Origin of the sequence: Nocardioides sp. QY071 (genome assembly GCF_029961765.1) — a bacterium.
GTDB lineage: Bacteria > Actinomycetota > Actinomycetes > Propionibacteriales > Nocardioidaceae > Nocardioides.
The window spans coordinates 3,482,432-3,496,792 of the sequence record NZ_CP124681.1; the positions used below are offsets into that span (position 1 = coordinate 3,482,432).

At 72.3% G+C, this 14,361-nt stretch carries 17 protein-coding genes; 13 read left to right on the top strand and 4 right to left on the bottom strand.

Annotation, left to right across the window (positions count from 1 at the left end; translation table 11 throughout):
- Window positions 1-15 precede the first annotated feature (15 nt).
- Genes QI633_RS16825 through QI633_RS16835 form a run of 3 tightly spaced genes read left to right on the top strand, consistent with a single transcriptional unit; the run spans window position 16 to window position 2,950 of the window.
- Entirely contained in the window at window positions 16-561 is a 546-nt protein-coding gene (locus tag QI633_RS16825) for a PadR family transcriptional regulator (RefSeq protein WP_282426396.1), read from the top strand.
- Entirely contained in the window at window positions 558-2,561 is a 2,004-nt protein-coding gene (locus tag QI633_RS16830) for an NADPH-dependent 2,4-dienoyl-CoA reductase (protein ID WP_282426397.1), read from the top strand. The genes QI633_RS16825 and QI633_RS16830 overlap by 4 nt, the downstream gene beginning before the upstream one ends.
- Window positions 2,558-2,950, top strand: coding sequence for a nuclear transport factor 2 family protein (locus tag QI633_RS16835; protein WP_282426398.1), 393 nt, complete (start codon window positions 2,558-2,560; stop codon window positions 2,948-2,950). Before QI633_RS16830 ends, QI633_RS16835 begins: the two co-directional genes overlap by 4 nt.
- 87 nt (window positions 2,951-3,037) lie before the next feature.
- On the opposite strand, the gene QI633_RS16840 is transcribed toward QI633_RS16835, so the two are convergent.
- Entirely contained in the window at window positions 3,038-3,517 is a 480-nt protein-coding gene (locus tag QI633_RS16840) for an SRPBCC family protein (RefSeq protein ID WP_282426399.1), read from the bottom strand.
- Between the two features lie 108 nt (window positions 3,518-3,625).
- Here QI633_RS16840 and QI633_RS16845 point away from each other — a divergent pair, with 108 nt between their 5' ends.
- The 8 genes from QI633_RS16845 (at window position 3,626) to QI633_RS16880 (ending at window position 8,887) form a co-directional block, all read left to right on the top strand.
- Complete coding sequence (locus tag QI633_RS16845) at window positions 3,626-3,862, top strand: hypothetical protein (RefSeq protein WP_141798149.1); 237 nt, start codon at window positions 3,626-3,628, stop codon at window positions 3,860-3,862.
- 85 nt (window positions 3,863-3,947) lie between these two features.
- On the top strand, window positions 3,948-4,760 hold the full coding sequence (locus QI633_RS16850) for an ATP-binding cassette domain-containing protein (protein WP_282426400.1): 813 nt from the start codon (window positions 3,948-3,950) through the stop codon (window positions 4,758-4,760).
- A complete protein-coding gene (locus QI633_RS16855; protein ID WP_282426401.1) occupies window positions 4,757-5,410 on the top strand; it encodes an ABC transporter permease subunit in 654 nt (217 codons plus the stop codon). Before QI633_RS16850 ends, QI633_RS16855 begins: the two co-directional genes overlap by 4 nt.
- Entirely contained in the window at window positions 5,407-6,075 is a 669-nt protein-coding gene (locus QI633_RS16860; protein ID WP_141798146.1) for an ABC transporter permease subunit, read from the top strand. Before QI633_RS16855 ends, QI633_RS16860 begins: the two co-directional genes overlap by 4 nt.
- Complete coding sequence (locus tag QI633_RS16865) at window positions 6,072-6,989, top strand: ABC transporter substrate-binding protein (protein ID WP_282426402.1); 918 nt, start codon at window positions 6,072-6,074, stop codon at window positions 6,987-6,989. Before QI633_RS16860 ends, QI633_RS16865 begins: the two co-directional genes overlap by 4 nt.
- On the top strand, window positions 6,986-7,840 hold the full coding sequence (locus QI633_RS16870) for an SDR family oxidoreductase (protein WP_282426403.1): 855 nt from the start codon (window positions 6,986-6,988) through the stop codon (window positions 7,838-7,840). Before QI633_RS16865 ends, QI633_RS16870 begins: the two co-directional genes overlap by 4 nt.
- 1 nt (window position 7,841) lies before the next feature.
- The gene (locus QI633_RS16875) at window positions 7,842-8,225 is read left to right on the top strand and encodes a DUF1304 domain-containing protein (protein WP_282426404.1); all 384 of its coding nucleotides are present in this window, start codon (window positions 7,842-7,844) and stop codon (window positions 8,223-8,225) included.
- A gap of 38 nt (window positions 8,226-8,263) precedes the next feature.
- Window positions 8,264-8,887 (top strand): NAD(P)H-dependent oxidoreductase, encoded by a 624-nt coding sequence (locus QI633_RS16880; RefSeq protein ID WP_282426405.1) that lies wholly within the window; start codon window positions 8,264-8,266, stop codon window positions 8,885-8,887.
- 1 nt (window position 8,888) lies between these two features.
- Here the strand turns inward: QI633_RS16880 and QI633_RS16885 are convergent, their stop codons facing one another.
- From QI633_RS16885 to QI633_RS16895, 3 genes are read right to left on the bottom strand one after another with little or no spacing between them, the layout of a single operon-like run.
- On the bottom strand, window positions 8,889-9,425 hold the full coding sequence (locus tag QI633_RS16885) for a DUF4334 domain-containing protein (protein WP_282426406.1): 537 nt from the start codon (window positions 9,423-9,425) through the stop codon (window positions 8,889-8,891).
- The gene (locus QI633_RS16890) at window positions 9,422-10,567 is read right to left on the bottom strand and encodes a hypothetical protein (RefSeq protein ID WP_282426407.1); all 1,146 of its coding nucleotides are present in this window, start codon (window positions 10,565-10,567) and stop codon (window positions 9,422-9,424) included. Before QI633_RS16890 ends, QI633_RS16885 begins: the two co-directional genes overlap by 4 nt.
- Window positions 10,564-10,962, bottom strand: a complete 399-nt coding sequence (locus QI633_RS16895) for a hypothetical protein (RefSeq protein WP_141798141.1) — start codon at window positions 10,960-10,962, stop codon at window positions 10,564-10,566. The genes QI633_RS16890 and QI633_RS16895 overlap by 4 nt, the downstream gene beginning before the upstream one ends.
- Window positions 10,963-11,110: 148 nt before the next feature.
- On the opposite strand from QI633_RS16895, the gene QI633_RS16900 reads away from it, so the two are divergent.
- Together QI633_RS16900 and QI633_RS16905 are read left to right on the top strand one after the other, a co-directional pair.
- The gene (locus QI633_RS16900; protein WP_141798140.1) at window positions 11,111-12,886 is read left to right on the top strand and encodes a DUF3556 domain-containing protein; all 1,776 of its coding nucleotides are present in this window, start codon (window positions 11,111-11,113) and stop codon (window positions 12,884-12,886) included.
- Window positions 12,883-14,352 carry an AMP-binding protein gene (locus QI633_RS16905; protein ID WP_282426408.1) on the top strand — a complete coding sequence of 490 codons (1,470 nt, stop codon included), beginning with the start codon at window positions 12,883-12,885 and terminating at the stop codon, window positions 14,350-14,352. Before QI633_RS16900 ends, QI633_RS16905 begins: the two co-directional genes overlap by 4 nt.
- Window positions 14,353-14,361 lie beyond the last annotated feature (9 nt).

Consider the following 14,361-nt stretch of genomic DNA (forward strand, 5'->3'; position numbering starts at 1 on the left):
GGGCACGCTGGGGCCATGGCCCTCGAGCACGCGATCCTCGTGTCGCTGAGTGAGCGCGCCGCCTCCGGCTCCGACCTGGTGCGACGCTTCGACGCCTCGATCGGGTTCTTCTGGTCCGCGACGCACCAGCAGATCTACCGCGTCCTGGGCCGGATGGAGGGCGACGGCTGGATCACCTCCGAGGCCGTCGCCCAGGCCGACCGCCCCACCAAGAAGATCTATGGCGTCACGGACGCCGGCCGCGCCGAGCTCGCCCGCTGGATCGGCGAGCCGACCGCACCCGACGCGATGCGCAGCAGCGTCAGCGTCAAGATGCGCGGGGCGTCGTACGGCGACCGGGCGGCACTCCTCGACGACCTGCGCCGCCAGCTCGACGAGCACACCAAGCGGCTCTCGCTCTACGAGTACCTCGCCGCCCGCGACTTCCCCGACCCCGGCGCGCTGGCCGACGCCGACCTCGACATCTACCTCGTGCTGCGCGGCGGCCTCCTCATGGAGGAGTTCTGGATCCGCTGGCTGACCGAGTACCTCGACGCCCACACCCGCAAGGAGTCCCGATGACCACCTACCCCCTGCTCACGACCCCGGCCACCGTCGGCGGCCTCGAGCTCCAGTCCCGTGCGGTGATGGGCTCGATGCACACCGGTCTCGAGGACCGGCCCTGGCACGTCGACGAGCTGGCGGCGTACTTCGCCGAGCGCGCGGCCGGCGGCGTCGGCCTGATCGTCACCGGCGGCTACTCTCCCAACGTGCGCGGGTGGCTGCTGCCGTTCGGCTCGCAGATGACCACCCGCCTCAACGCCCACCGTCACCAGCGGGTGACCGAGGCGGTCCACGCCCACGGCGGGAGGATCGCGCTGCAGCTGCTGCACGCCGGCCGCTACGGCTACACGCCGTTCAGCGTCTCGGCGAGCGCGACCAAGTCGCCGATCACGCCGTTCAAGGCGTCCGCCCTGTCCGGCCGCGCGGTCGAGCGCACCATCGACGACTTCGTCGCCTCCGCCAAGCTCGCGCAGAAGGCGGGGTACGACGGCATCGAGGTGATGGGCTCCGAGGGCTACCTGATCAACCAGTTCCTCGCGTCGCGCACCAATCGTCGTACCGACAAGTGGGGCGGGTCGGCCGAGAACCGGATGCGCTTCCCCGTCGAGGTGGTGCGCCGGATCCGCCAGGAGCTGCCGGACTTCTTCGTGATGTACCGGATGTCGCTGCTCGACCTGGTGCCCGACGGCCAGACCTGGGCCGAGACCGTCGAGCTCGCGCACAAGCTCGAGGAGGCCGGTGCCAGCGTCTTCAACACAGGCATCGGCTGGCACGAGGCGCGGGTGCCCACGATCGTCACCAGTGTCCCGCGCGGTGCCTGGGTCGACAGCACGCTGCGCCTCAAGGCCGAGGTCTCGATCCCGGTGTGTGCGAGCAACCGGATCAACACCCCCGACGTCGCGGAGTCCGTGCTGGAGCAGGGCGTCGACCTGGTCTCGATGGCCCGCCCGTTCCTCGCCGACGCCGATCTCGTCGCCAAGGCCCGCGACGGTCGCGCCGACGAGATCAACACCTGCATCGGCTGCAACCAGGCCTGCCTCGACCACACCTTCCAGGCCAAGCGGGCCTCCTGCCTGGTCAACCCGCGCGCCTGCCACGAGACGACGCTGGTGCTCAGCCCGACCCGTCGCGCGAAGCGGGTCGCGGTCGTCGGCGGTGGCCCCGCCGGACTGGCGACAGCCGTCAGCGCCGCCGAGCGCGGCCACGACGTCACCCTGTTCGAGGCCTCCGAGGAGCTGGGCGGCCAGTTCCGGCTGGCGATGCAGATCCCCGGCAAGGAGGAGTTCGCCGAGACCCTGCGCTACTTCCGCCGCCGCATGGAGGTCCTCGGCGTCAACGTGAAGCTCGCGACCCGCGCGACGCCCGACCTGCTGGCCGGGTACGACGAGGTCGTGGTCGCGACCGGCGTCGAGCCGCGCACGCCGGCCGTCCCGGGCATCGACCACGCGAAGGTCGTCTCCTACCCGGATGCGATCACCGGCCGGGTGGCCGTGGGCGCGAAGGTCGCGGTGATGGGTGCCGGCGGCATCGGCTTCGACGTGACCGAGCTGCTGGCGCACGCGCCGGAGACCCTCGAGGAGTGGAAGGCGCACTGGGGCGTCGCCGATCCGGGCGTCGTCCGCGGTGGCGTCACGGACAAGACGCCGCGCACCCCGGCCCGCGAGGTCTGGCTGCTGCAGCGCAAGGAGTCCGCGCAGGGCAAGGGCCTCGGCAAGACGTCGGGCTGGGTGCACCGCGCAGCGGTCAAGGACCTCGGCGTGCACCAGCTCAGCGGGGTCAGCTACGACCGGGTCGACGACGCCGGCCTCCACATCACCGTCGACGGGACCTCGCAGGTGCTCGACGTCGACCACGTCGTCGTGTGCGCGGGCCAGGAGTCCGTCCGCGGTCTGTACGACGACCTGGTCGCCTCGGCCTTCCCCGGCCGGGTGCACCTGATCGGCGGCGCGGACCTCGCTGCCGAGCTGGACGCCAAGCGCGCGATCAAGCAGGGCACCGAGCTGGCGGCGACGCTGTGAGCAGCGCGTTCCGGGCGGCCGTGGAGGCCCGTGACGTCGCGGCGATGCGGGCCTGCCTGGCCGAGGACGTCGTCTTCCGCAGCCCCGTCGCCCACAAGCCCTATGCGGGCAAGGCGATCACCGGCGCGATCCTGGCGAACGTGATCGAGGTGTTCCAGGACTTCCGCTACGTGCGTGAGCTCGAGGACGCCACCGGCCACGCCCTCGTGTTCGAGGCGACCGTCGACGGCCTCGAGCTCACCGGCTGCGACTTCCTCGTCCTCGACGACGAGGGTCTGATCACCGACTTCATGGTGATGGTGCGCCCGCTCAGGGCCGCCCAGGCGCTGGCCGAGCAGATGGGTGCGCGGTTCGACGCCATCGTGGCGCTCGCGTCCGAGGCGACATAACGACGAGCTCGGACGACGGAACTCGCGCCTGGACGAGGAAGCTTCCTCGTCCAAGCGCGAGTTTCACCGGTCGGCCGGTGAAACTCACTACAGCGCCGGGTTGTCGGCGTCGCCGGGCCGCACGTCGCCGCGCCAGCCACCGGTCTCGGTGCCGCGGGTCTCGATGAACTGCTTGAAGCGCTCGAGGTCGCCCTCGGTGCGCCGGTCGATGATCCGCAACGCGTCCCCGGTCTTCTCCACGATGCCCTCGGGCTCGAACTCCATCCGCAGGGTGACCCGCGTCGCGCTACCGAGCTCGTCGGGCGCGAAGGAGACGGTGCCGTCGTTCTTCGTGCCGCCGAGGGCGCGCCAGGTGATCCGCTCGTCGGGCGTCTGGTCGACGATCTCCGCGTCCCACTCGCGGTGCACGCCCGCGATGTCGGCGCGCCAGTGCAGGTGGGTGTCGTCGAGCTGGCGGACCTCCTCGACGCCCTCCATGAAGGACGGGAAGGTCTCGAACTGGGTCCACTGGTCGTAGGCCGTGCGGACGGGAACCTCGACAGTGACGGACTTCTCGATCGTGCTCATGGGTTCGTGCTCCTCTCGTCGGTTCACCGGGCGGTACCCGACGGCTCGGCGCGATACCCGGCGTCCTCTTCATGTTTCCTTCATGAAGGCCGCCCTAGCGTCGCCGCCATGAGCATCCGATTCACCGATGACCTCAAGCTCCGCACGCCGGCGCCGGCGCCGATCCACACCGTCAGCGAGCTGCGGCGGCGGCTGGCGCTGAACGGGGCCCCGGTCGAGGTCGTCGTCGAGGCGGTCCGGGGATGGCTCGCGGACAACGACGTGTCGCCGACGCTGGCGACGAGCATCGCGCGCAGCCCGTACGCCGCCGCGCTGGCGCCGGAGGGCGACGTACCGCCGGCCTGACCCGCGCGCCGCCTCGCACCGTGCGCGCACCTTGCTGGCGCGCACCTCCACCCCGTTGTCCGCCCAGCACCGTAGGGTGCCACGCATGGGGATCGAGTTCCGCGACGTCGGCAAGACCTACCCCGACGGCACCGTCGCCGTCACGGGCTTCTCGTGCACCGTCCCTTCCCACCGCACCCTCGCGCTGGTCGGCACCTCGGGGTCGGGCAAGACGACGCTGATGCGGATGGTCAACCGCATGGTCGAGCCCACCACGGGCTCGGTCCTGATCGACGAGCGCGACGTCCGCGACCTCGACAAGGTCGATCTGCGCCGCTCGATCGGCTACGTCCCGCAGGCCGGCGGACTGCTCCCCCACCGGCGCGTGGTCGACAACGTCGCGACCGTCCCGGTCCTCACCGGTACGCCGAAGCGCGCGGCCCGCGAGGCCGCGCTGGCCCTGCTCGAGCGGGTCGGGATCGACCCCGCGCTGGGGAAGCGCTACCCGGTGCAGCTCTCGGGCGGCCAGCAGCAGCGGGTCGCGGTGGCGCGGGCGCTGGCCGCGGACCCCAACATCTTGTTGATGGACGAGCCGTTCGGCGCGGTCGACCCGATCGTGCGGCGTGGCCTGCAGGACCAGCTGCTGCAGCTGCAGGCCGAGCTCGGCAAGACCATCGTGCTGGTCACCCACGACATCGACGAGGCGTTCCGGCTCGGCGACGAGGTCGTCATCCTGCGCACCGGCGGGATCGTCGCGCAGACCGGCACCCCCCAGGAGATCGTCGCCGCACCGGCCGACGACTTCGTGCGCGACTTCATCGGCTCCGACCGCGCGGAGCGGGCGCTGCGCACCGTCGACGTCGACGGCCGCAAGGTCGTGGTCGACGGCGACGGCCGGCCGGTGGGTGTCCTCGCGTGACCTGGCTCGACGCCAACCGCGCCTACGTCCTGGACATGCTCGTCCAGCACCTGCGGCTGTCGGTGCCCGCCATCGTGGTCAGCGTGCTGGTCGCGATCGTGCTCGGCCGGGTCGCCTGGCGCTGGCCGCGCGCCGGCACCGTCGTGCTCGGCACCGCGAGCCTGCTCTACTCCGTGCCCGCCCTGCCGCTGCTCATCGTGATCCCCGTCCTGCTCGGCATCCCGCTGCGCTCCGGCCTCACCCTGGTCGTCGCGCTCGCCGTCTACGGCACCGCCCTGCTGGCCGGCACCGCAGCCGACGCGTTCCGCTCCGTCGACACCCGCGTGCGCGAGGCGGCCGAGGCGATGGGCTACTCGCGCTCCGGGCTGTTCTGGAAGGTCGACCTGCCGCTCGCCGTACCCGTGCTGCTGTCGGGGATCCGGGTGATCACGGTCAGCACGGTCAGCCTGGTCACCATCGGCGCCCTGGTCGGCATCCCGAGCCTGGGCAACCTGCTCACCGACGGCTTCCAGCGCGACATCCGCGCCGAGATCGTCACCGGCGTCGTCGGCACCATGCTGCTCGCCGTCGCCCTGGACGTGCTGCTCGTCGCCATCGGCCGGGTCGCCACGCCCTGGCGGACGGCCACTCCGACGGGAGCGGCGAGGTGAACCTCTTCGCCGACGCCCTGGCCTGGATCGCCGACGGCGCCCACTGGGGCGGGCCGGGCGGCATCGACCACCGGATCGTGCAGCACCTGCTGGTCACCTTCGCCGCGGTCGCCATCGCCGCCGTGCTCGCGATCCCGCTCGGCATCCTGATCGGACACACCGGCCGCGGCCGGCTGGTCGTGGTCGCGCTCGCCGGGGCCGTGCGAGCGGTCCCGACCCTCGGCCTGCTCACCCTGCTCGGACTCGCGCTCGGGATCGGCCTGCAGGCGCCGCTGCTCGCGCTGGTCGCGCTGGCGTTCCCGTCGCTGCTCGCCGGCGCCTACGCCGGCATCGAGGCCGCCGACCGCGGAGCCGTCGACGCCGCCCGCGCGGTCGGGATGAGCGAGTGGCAGCTGGTCACCCGGGTCGAGATCCCGCTCGGCGCCGACGTCCTGCTCGGTGGGGTGCGGGCAGCGACGCTGCAGGTCGTCGCCACGGCCACCCTGGCGGCGTACATCTCCGACACCGGCCTCGGCCGCTACCTGTTCTCCGGCCTCAAGTCCCGGCACTACGACGAGATGCTCGCCGGCGCGCTGCTCGTGGCGGCGTTGGCCCTCGTGCTCGACCTCACCATGGCTGCCCTGCAGCGGGCCAGCCGCCCCACCACCCGAAAGGTTCCGTCATGACCCGCACCCCCCGCCGATCCACAGCGGTCGGTCTCGCCCTGGTCGCGGCTGCCGCGCTCTCCCTCACCGCGTGCGGCAGCGACGACCCGCTCAGCACGGGCGACAAGGGCGGCGACACGATCGTGATCGGCTCGCAGGACTACTACTCCAACGAGATCATCGCCGAGGCCTACGCCCAGGCGCTCGAGGCCGCCGGCATCAAGGTCGAGCGCGACCTCCGGATCGGCCAGCGCGAGGGCTACCTCCCCGAGATCGAGAGCGGCTCGATCGACCTGTTCCCGGAGTACACCGGCCCGCTGCTGCAGGTCTGGAAGCCCGACACCAAGGCCCGCCTGGCCGACGACGTGTACGCCGAGCTCGAGGACGCCGCCGAGGAGAAGGGCCTGGAGGTGCTGGACCAGTCGCCGGCCACCGACCAGGACTCCTACGTCGTGACCCGGGCGTTCGCCGAGAAGTACGGACTGACGACGATCGACGACCTCGCGAAGGTCACCGAGAAGATGACCTTCGGCGCCAACTCCGAGGCCGAGGACCGCCCCAACGGCCCCAAGGGACTCAAGAAGGCCTACGGCGTCGACGTGGCCTTCACGCCGATCGAGGACGGCGGCGGCCCGCTCACCGTCAAGGCCCTCAAGGACGGCTCGATCCAGCTCGCGATCATCTACACCGGCGACCCGTCGATCAAGAAGAACGACCTGGTCGCCCTCGAGGACACCAAGGGACTGTTCCTCGCCTCCCACGTCGTCCCGGTCGCCAGCGACGACCTGAGCGACAAGGCCGTGGGTGTCATCAACAAGGTCAGCGCCGCCATGTCGCCCGACGACCTGGTCGACCTCGACGCCCGCAGCGTCGACGAGGAGCTGCCGGCCGCGACCATCGCGAAGGACTGGCTCGAGAAGGAAGGCCTTCTGTGACCCTTGCGGTCACCGGTGCGACGGGAGGGCTCGGGGGACGCGTCGCCCGAGCCCTCGCGGCGCGCGGCGTCGAGCAGCGGCTGCTGGCGCGCGATCCGAGCCGCGCCCCCGAGCTGCCCGGCGCGACGGTCGCCCGCTCGACGTACGGCGACAGCGAGCTGGCGGCCGCCTCGCTCGAGGGCGTGCGCACCCTGCTCATGGTCTCGGCCGCCGAGTCGGCCGACCGCCTCGAGCAGCACCTGACGTTCGTCGATGCGGCAGCGGCGGCCGGCGTCGAGCACGTCGTCTACACCTCGTTCCTCGGCGCCGCGCCCGACGCCACCTTCACCCTGGCGCGCGACCACTGGGCGACCGAGCAGCACGTGCGTGCCTGCGGGATGGGGTTCACCTTCCTGCGCGACAGCTTCTACCTCGACTTCCTGCCCGACCTGGTCGGCGAGGACGGCGTGATCCGCGGCCCGGCCGGTGACGGGCGGGTGGCGGCGGTGACCCGCGACGACGTCGCGGCCTGCGCGGTCGCCGTGCTCCTCGCGCCCGCGGACCACGCCGGCGCCACCTACGACCTCACCGGGCCGGACGCGCCGACCTTCACCGAGGTCGCCGAGGTCCTGACCGCCCACACCGGCCGCCGGGTCCGCTACCACGACGAGACCGTCGAGGAGGCCTACGCGTCGCGGCTGCGCTGGGAGGCCCCGCAATGGCAGTACGACGCCTGGGTCTCCACCTACACCGCGATCGCCGCGGGCGAGATGGCCGGCGTGACCGACCACGTGGAGCGGCTGACCGGGCGCGCGCCGACCGGGCTCGCGGCCTACCTCGACAGCGCCTCGACCGAGCGCCAGAATCCCTGACATGACCGCTGCTGCGCTGGTGTTCGCCGGCCTCGCCGCCCTGCTCCACGTCTACATCTGGGTGATGGAGTCGCTGACCTGGACCAGCGCCCGCACCCGCGCCACCTTCGGCACCAGCCAGGCCGAGGCGGAGGCGACGAAGGAGCTGGCCTTCAACCAGGGCTTCTACAACCTCTTCCTGGCCCTCGTCACCGCAGGCGGCATCGCGGCGTTCGGCGCGGAGGACGACCGGGTGGGCGCGACGCTGGTGTTCTGCGGCGCCGGCTCGATGGTCGCCGCGGGCCTGGTCCTGCTGCTGTCCTCGCCCGGCAAGGCGCGCGCCGCGATCACCCAGCTCGCCCTCCCGGCCGTGGCCGTGGTGCTGCTGGCCGTCGCGCTGGCCTGACCCGGGTTCCCGCTCGGGAGCCGGGTACCGCCCGGCGCATGGACGACACCACCTCCACCGCTCCCCTTCGCGCGCTCGTGCTCTGCTGCACCCTCAAGGCGACGCCCGCGCCCTCCAGCTCCGAGCTGCTCGGCCGCCGCGTGCTCAGTGCGCTCGAGGAGCACGGCGTGCAGGGCACGCTGGTTCGCGTCGTCGACCACCACGTCGCCTTCGGCGTCAGCACCGACGAGGGCGACGGCGACGAGTGGCCGCTGATCCGGCGACAGGTCCTCGACGCCGACATCCTGGTGATCGCGACCCCGATCTGGATGGGGCAGCCGGCCTCGGTGTGCAAGGTGGTGCTCGAGCGGCTCGACGCCGAGCTCGGCGAGACCGACGACGAGGGCCGGATGCCCACCTCCGGCAAGGTCGCGGGCGTCGCGGTGGTCGGCAACGAGGACGGCGCCCACCACGTCTCTGCAGAGGTGTTCCAGGCGCTGAGCGACGTCGGGTTCACCATCCCCGCCAACGGGGTCACCTACTGGGTCGGCGAGGCGATGCAGTCGACGGACTACCAGGACCTCGACCCGGAGCCGGAGAAGACCGCCGGGACGACGAAGACGTTGGCGGCCAACGCCGCCCACCTGGCGCGGCTCCTGCGCGGGTCCGCCTACCCCGCGTGAGTCAGTCGCGCACCAGCACGAAGAAGTACGGCGCTGCGTCGCGCAGGTCCATGCACCCGAGCAGGGTGTCGTCGTCGACTCGGCGGAACAGGTCGATGATCGGCAGGTGGTCGTAGCTCATCCCCGCAGTGACCACGCCCCGGTACTCCACGTTGCGCAGCCGGGCCCGCGGCCGCTTCGTGCGCAGAGCCGGCAGGGCCGCCCCCATCACCGTGCGGCCGCGGGCCACCACGCCGGACGGGATCTTGTCGACCACGCCGAACGGGATCCGGCGGGGGTCGACCGAGACGATGTCGCCGGACGGCGCCCGGAACAGCAGCGGGTGCACCTCGTCGACGGAGTCGAACTGCTTGCCGTACCAGCCCGACGCCGCCAGCAGCCCGTCCATGGGATGACCGGTCGCGAGCTCGCGACCGTGCCAGCGGCCGGTGATCTCGTCGGCCCGCACGGCCGGGAGGCTGTCGAACAGCGCCAGGGCGTCGGAGAGGGTGCAGGCGGGCTCGAGCGCGGCCAGCCGGTCACTGGGAATGACAGTCATGCTGTCATTGTCACCCACGCGTGGAACAGCGGCACACCGTCCCACGCACCGCCCCGGGCCACGGCGACCACGGCGTGCGGGCGGTCGAAGGCAAGCTCGACGCGCCGCACCCGGCGCTCGACGTACGACGGCATCCCGGCCGCCCGCACCGAGAGCGCCGTGACGGCGGCGGCCCGGAACCCGTCGGTGTCGTAGGTCGCGGTGGCGGCCTGCACGCACTCCAGGTCGATCCCCTCGCGCAGTGCCTCGGGTGGCAGCAGCCCGGCGACACCGCGACCGACCTCGGCGACACCGGGCGCGGCGCTGAGGTCGTGCCGGGCATCGGCCTTCCACGCGGGGAGCCGGCTGGTCCACAGCTCGGCGCCGTCCTGGGGCGCCTGCCGGGCGACGAACGACTCGACGACCTCACGCACCCGCCAGGCGTGGCCGTCGGCCAACGGCCCGGAGGGCCGGTCGCCCGCGGCGAGCCCGCCGCCGAGGCGGTGGGCCACGACCTCGTCGACGGCGCGCCACACGTCCGCCGCAGCGACGCCGGGAGCCGCGATCACGCTGAGCACGTCGATGCCGTCGTCGGTGGGCGGGCACGCGAGCGCCACGACACCGGCGGCCTCGGTGGCGACGAGGGCCTGGAGCCCGTCGTCGAGCAGCAGCCGCCCGTCGCGGTCGGCCTGCAGCCGCGCGCGCCAGCGCGGCTCGGTGACCAGGGCGGAGGCGAGCAGCAGCAGGGTGCGGGCGTCGACCTGGGCCGGGAAGGTGGGGATCAGGCCGCGGGTGTGCTCGCGGGCCCAGGCGTCGAGGGCGGCCTGGCCGGGCAGCGGACCGACCGGGACCGGTCCCGGCACGGGAGCGCGCAGCGTCAGGTCGGGACGCACCCAGCCGCCGAGGGCGGCGCCCACGGCGGGGTGCGGGTCGGCGAGCAGGGCGCCCACCGTCGCCGTGGCGTCCACGGCCGGCACGCCCAGCGCGTCCTCCAGCGCGCGCCGGTCGGCGGGGTCGGTCACCGACTCCGCCACGGCGGCGAGCAGCAGCCAGAGCCCGGTGGCCGACAGGATCGGCGCCTCGGCGAGGCCGAGCCGCTCGCGCAGCCGGGCCGCGTGGTCGCGCTGCGCGGCCGCCGTACTCGCGTCCAGCGCCGGGGTCACGACAGCTCTCCGGCCCGCTTCTTGACCTCGGCCCACGAGAACCGCTGCCGCAGCGTCGCCCCGCTCGGTACGCCGTCCCGGGCCTTGGCCCAGGCGGCGTAGTCGGCGAACGAGCCGGCGCTGCCGGGCTCGGCGAGGTAGCGCGCCACGATCGCCACCACGTCGTCGTCGCTCCACCGGCGGCTGGTGGAGCGGGTCTTGTTGGTGGCGACGCCGGCGTGCGCACAGGCGGCGTTCCACGACCCGAACCGGCGGATCAGCAGGGCGGGCGAGGCCGCGTTGCGCTGGCGCTGCCAGCCGTCGTACCCCGCCGCCGTCAGCGGCTCGCCGAGCTCGGCGGCCGCGGCGGCGAGGTCGGCGGCGATCTGCTCGTCGGAGAACTCGGGGACCCGCATGTGGCCACCGTAGCCATCTCGCGCGCACTTGTCCGTCGAGGACGAAGGCCGCCGGGATCTTCGGTCGTCGTGGCCGTGACCGTCGACACAGTCGCGAACCTACGGTCGGGACACCCGCTGCGGCGGCCGTCCCGAAGGAGCCAGACCGATGCCTTTCCTCACCCCCGATGCCCCACCCGCCGACCCCGCGGACCTGCTCGCCCGTCCCCGTCAGGAGCGGATCCGCTTCCTCGCCACCTTCTGGGCCGAGTACGGCTTCGGCACCCCGAAGATGGTGCACACGATCTACATCGTGAAGCTGCTCGTCCTCCACATCGGCGGCGGCGTCGCGCTCGCGACGCTCACCTCCGGTGTCGGCGGCCCGCTCGACGTCGCGCAGTGGTGGGACCAGCCGGTGATCTACCAGAAGCTCGTGCTGTGGACGCTCTTCCTCGAGCTGTTCGGCATCGGCGGCACCTGGGGCCCGCTGGCGGCGCACTTCAAGCCGATGACCGGGGGCATCTCCTACTGGGCGCGACCGGACACGATCCGGCTCCCTCCCTGGCCGGGCAAGGTGCCGTTCACCTCGGGCGACAACCGCAGCGTGTTCGACGTGCTGCTGTACCTCGCGACCCTGGCCTGCTTCCTGGTCGGCATCGTCGCGGGCGGCAGCACCCGGATCGACGGCTTGGGCGGCATCGAGATGGTCGACCCGCGCTTCATGGCCCTCTCCGCCGCGCTGCTGGTGCTCTGCGGCCTGCGCGACAAGATCCTGTTCCTCGCCGCCCGCGGCGAGCAGTACCTGCCGATCCTCCTGATCTCCAGCCTCGCCGGCAGCGTGCTCACCCTCGTCGACTTCGTCGTGGCGGCGAAGCTCGTCATCGTGATCGTCTGGGTGGGTGCGGCGATCTCCAAGATGAACGCGCACTTCGAGAACGTCGTCCCGCCGATGGTCTCCAACGCGCCCTTCGCCCCCAAGATCGTCAAGCGCGCGCACTACCGCTCGCTGCCCGACGACCTCAAGCCCTCGCGGATCGCCTGGTTCATGGCCCACGTCCTCGGTACGACGGCAGAGCTGGTCGTCCCCCTGGTCCTGCTGTTCAGCACCAGCTGGACCATCACCCTGCTCGCGGTCGGCTCGATGGTGCTCTTCCACCTGTTCATCACCCAGACGTTCCCGCTCGCCGTACCGCTGGAGTGGAACATCCTGTTCGCCTACATCACCGTGTTCCTGTTCGCCGGCCACTTCGCGGGCGACGGCTATGGCGTGAGCGACTTCAGCCGGCCGTGGATGCTGCCGGTGCTCGCCGCCGCGCTCCTCTTCTTCCCGGTGCTCGGCAACCTTCGCCCCGACCTGGTCTCCTTCCTCCCCTCGATGCGGCAGTACGCCGGCAACTGGGCCTCGGCCACGTGGGCGTTCGCGCCCGGCGCCGAGGCGAAGCTCAACCAGCTCAAGAAGCCCGCGAAGAACCAGATCGACCAGCTCGTCGAGGGCATGGGCTACCCGCAGGACGTCGCGGAGATGACCATGCAGATGACGCTCGCCTGGCGCTCGATGCACAGCCAGGGCCGGGGCCTGTTCTCGGTGATGCAGGACTACCTGGGCGAGGAGTACGAGTCCTACTCGTTGCGCGAGGCCGAGTTCTGCTGCAACTCGGTCATCGGCTGGAACTTCGGCGACGGCCACCTGCACGACGACCAGCTGATCGAGGCGATCCAGAAGCGGATCGGCTTCGCTCCCGGCGAGTTCGTCGTGGTCTGGGTCGAGTCGCAGCCGATCCACAAGAAGACCCAGGAGTACTTCGTGATGGACGCGGCGCTCGGCATCGTCGAGCGCGGCACCTGGCTGGTCTCCGACTGCGTCAGGGAGCAGCCGTGGCTGCCCAACGGCCCGGTCCCGACCACCGTCACCTGGCGGCGCGCCACCGCCGAGGTGCCCGCATGAGCCCGCTCGCCGAGATCCCCTTCGCCCGCGCTGCACAGGACCCCACCGGGTCCTGCCTCCGCGACGGCGAACGGGCCTTCGACAACGCGAGGTTCGCGGCCGACGTACGGCGGCTCGCGCAGCGGCTCGGTGCTCTCGGGATCGCACCGGGCGACACGGTCGCGGTGATGCTGCCGAACTGCGCGGAGATCGTCACGACCATGTTCGCCGCCTGGTACCGAGGATCCGCGCTGACTCCGGTCAACGCGGCGCTCACCGACGACGAGGCCCGCTACCAGCTGCAGGACTCCGCGGCCGCGGTGCTGGTGGGCGACGAGCGGGCGCGCGAGCTGGCCGCGTCGGTCGGGATCGCCTGGCTGGACGCGGCGTCGATCGACGGCGACGACCTCGCCGTGGAGCCGGACGACGGCCCGGCCGCGGCGGCCGACGACTTCGCGCTGATCATCTACACCAGCGGCACGACCGGGCGGCCCAAGGGCGTGCTGCTCGACCACGCCAACCTGGACGCGATGAGCGGCTCGCTGGTCGAGCACTTCTCGCTGAGCGCCGCGGACACCAGCCTGCTGGTCCTGCCGCTGTTCCACGCGAACGGGCTGATCGCGGGCACCCTCGCGCCGCTGCGCGCGGGCGGCGACGTGGTGGTCGCGCCCCGGTTCGCCCCCGACACCTTCTGGGAGCTCGTCGAGACCGCCCGGCCGACGTACTTCTCCGCGGTGCCGACGATCTACGCCGTGCTCGACGCCCGCACCACCAGGGAGGTGGACACCTCCTCGCTGCGGTTCCTGGTGTGCGGGGCGGCGCCGATGCCGGCCGAGCTGATCATGCGGTTCGAGAAGCGGTTCGGGGTGCCGGTGGTCGAGGGCTACGGCCTCTCGGAGAGCAGCGTCGCCTCGAACATCAACCCGCTCGACGGACCTCGCAAGCCCGGCACCGTCGGCATCGCCCTGCCGGGCCAGGAGGTCGCGGTCGTCTCGCCGTCCGGCGAGCACCTGCCGCCGGGCGCGCGCGGCGAGGTGGTGATCCGCGGCGCGAACGTGATGCGCGGCTACCTGGGCAGGCCCGAGGAGACGGCGAAGGTGATCAAGGACGGGTGGCTGCACACCGGCGACGTCGGGATCGTCGACGAGGACGGGTACCTGCGCATCGTCGACCGGATCAAGGACCTGATCATCCGCGGCGGCGAGAACATCTACCCCAAGGAGATCGAGGAGTGCCTCTACGCCCACCCTGCGGTGCTCGAGGCGGCCGTCGTCGGCCGGCCGGACGCGGTGCTGGGCGAGGTCCCGGTCGCCTACGTCGCCCCGCGGCCGGGTCGCGTCGTGGCACCCGAGGAGCTGCGTGTCCACTGCGCGGCGCGTCTCGCGCGCTACAAGGTGCCCGAGCAGTTCGAGGTCCGCACCGAGCTGCCCAAGAACTCGGTCGGCAAGCTGGTCAAGGGGTTGCTACGTGAGCCGAGCCAGGTCTGACCCGACGCT

Excerpts from the sequence above, each read along its gene's own strand:
- QI633_RS16840 (WP_282426399.1), bottom strand. The coding sequence starts at position 3,517 with ATGAGCACGATCGAGAAGTCCGTCACTGTCGAGGTTCCCGTCCGCACG.
- QI633_RS16905 (WP_282426408.1), top strand. The coding sequence starts at position 12,883 with ATGAGCCCGCTCGCCGAGATCCCCTTCGCCCGCGCTGCACAGGACCCC.
- QI633_RS16900 (WP_141798140.1), top strand. The coding sequence starts at position 11,111 with ATGCCTTTCCTCACCCCCGATGCCCCACCCGCCGACCCCGCGGACCTG.
- QI633_RS16875 (WP_282426404.1), top strand. The coding sequence starts at position 7,842 with ATGACCGCTGCTGCGCTGGTGTTCGCCGGCCTCGCCGCCCTGCTCCAC.
- QI633_RS16895 (WP_141798141.1), bottom strand. The coding sequence starts at position 10,962 with ATGCGGGTCCCCGAGTTCTCCGACGAGCAGATCGCCGCCGACCTCGCC.
- QI633_RS16885 (WP_282426406.1), bottom strand. The coding sequence starts at position 9,425 with ATGACTGTCATTCCCAGTGACCGGCTGGCCGCGCTCGAGCCCGCCTGC.
- QI633_RS16825 (WP_282426396.1), top strand. The coding sequence starts at position 16 with ATGGCCCTCGAGCACGCGATCCTCGTGTCGCTGAGTGAGCGCGCCGCC.
- QI633_RS16830 (WP_282426397.1), top strand. The coding sequence starts at position 558 with ATGACCACCTACCCCCTGCTCACGACCCCGGCCACCGTCGGCGGCCTC.
- QI633_RS16845 (WP_141798149.1), top strand. The coding sequence starts at position 3,626 with ATGAGCATCCGATTCACCGATGACCTCAAGCTCCGCACGCCGGCGCCG.
- QI633_RS16850 (WP_282426400.1), top strand. The coding sequence starts at position 3,948 with ATGGGGATCGAGTTCCGCGACGTCGGCAAGACCTACCCCGACGGCACC.
- QI633_RS16865 (WP_282426402.1), top strand. The coding sequence starts at position 6,072 with ATGACCCGCACCCCCCGCCGATCCACAGCGGTCGGTCTCGCCCTGGTC.
- QI633_RS16880 (WP_282426405.1), top strand. The coding sequence starts at position 8,264 with ATGGACGACACCACCTCCACCGCTCCCCTTCGCGCGCTCGTGCTCTGC.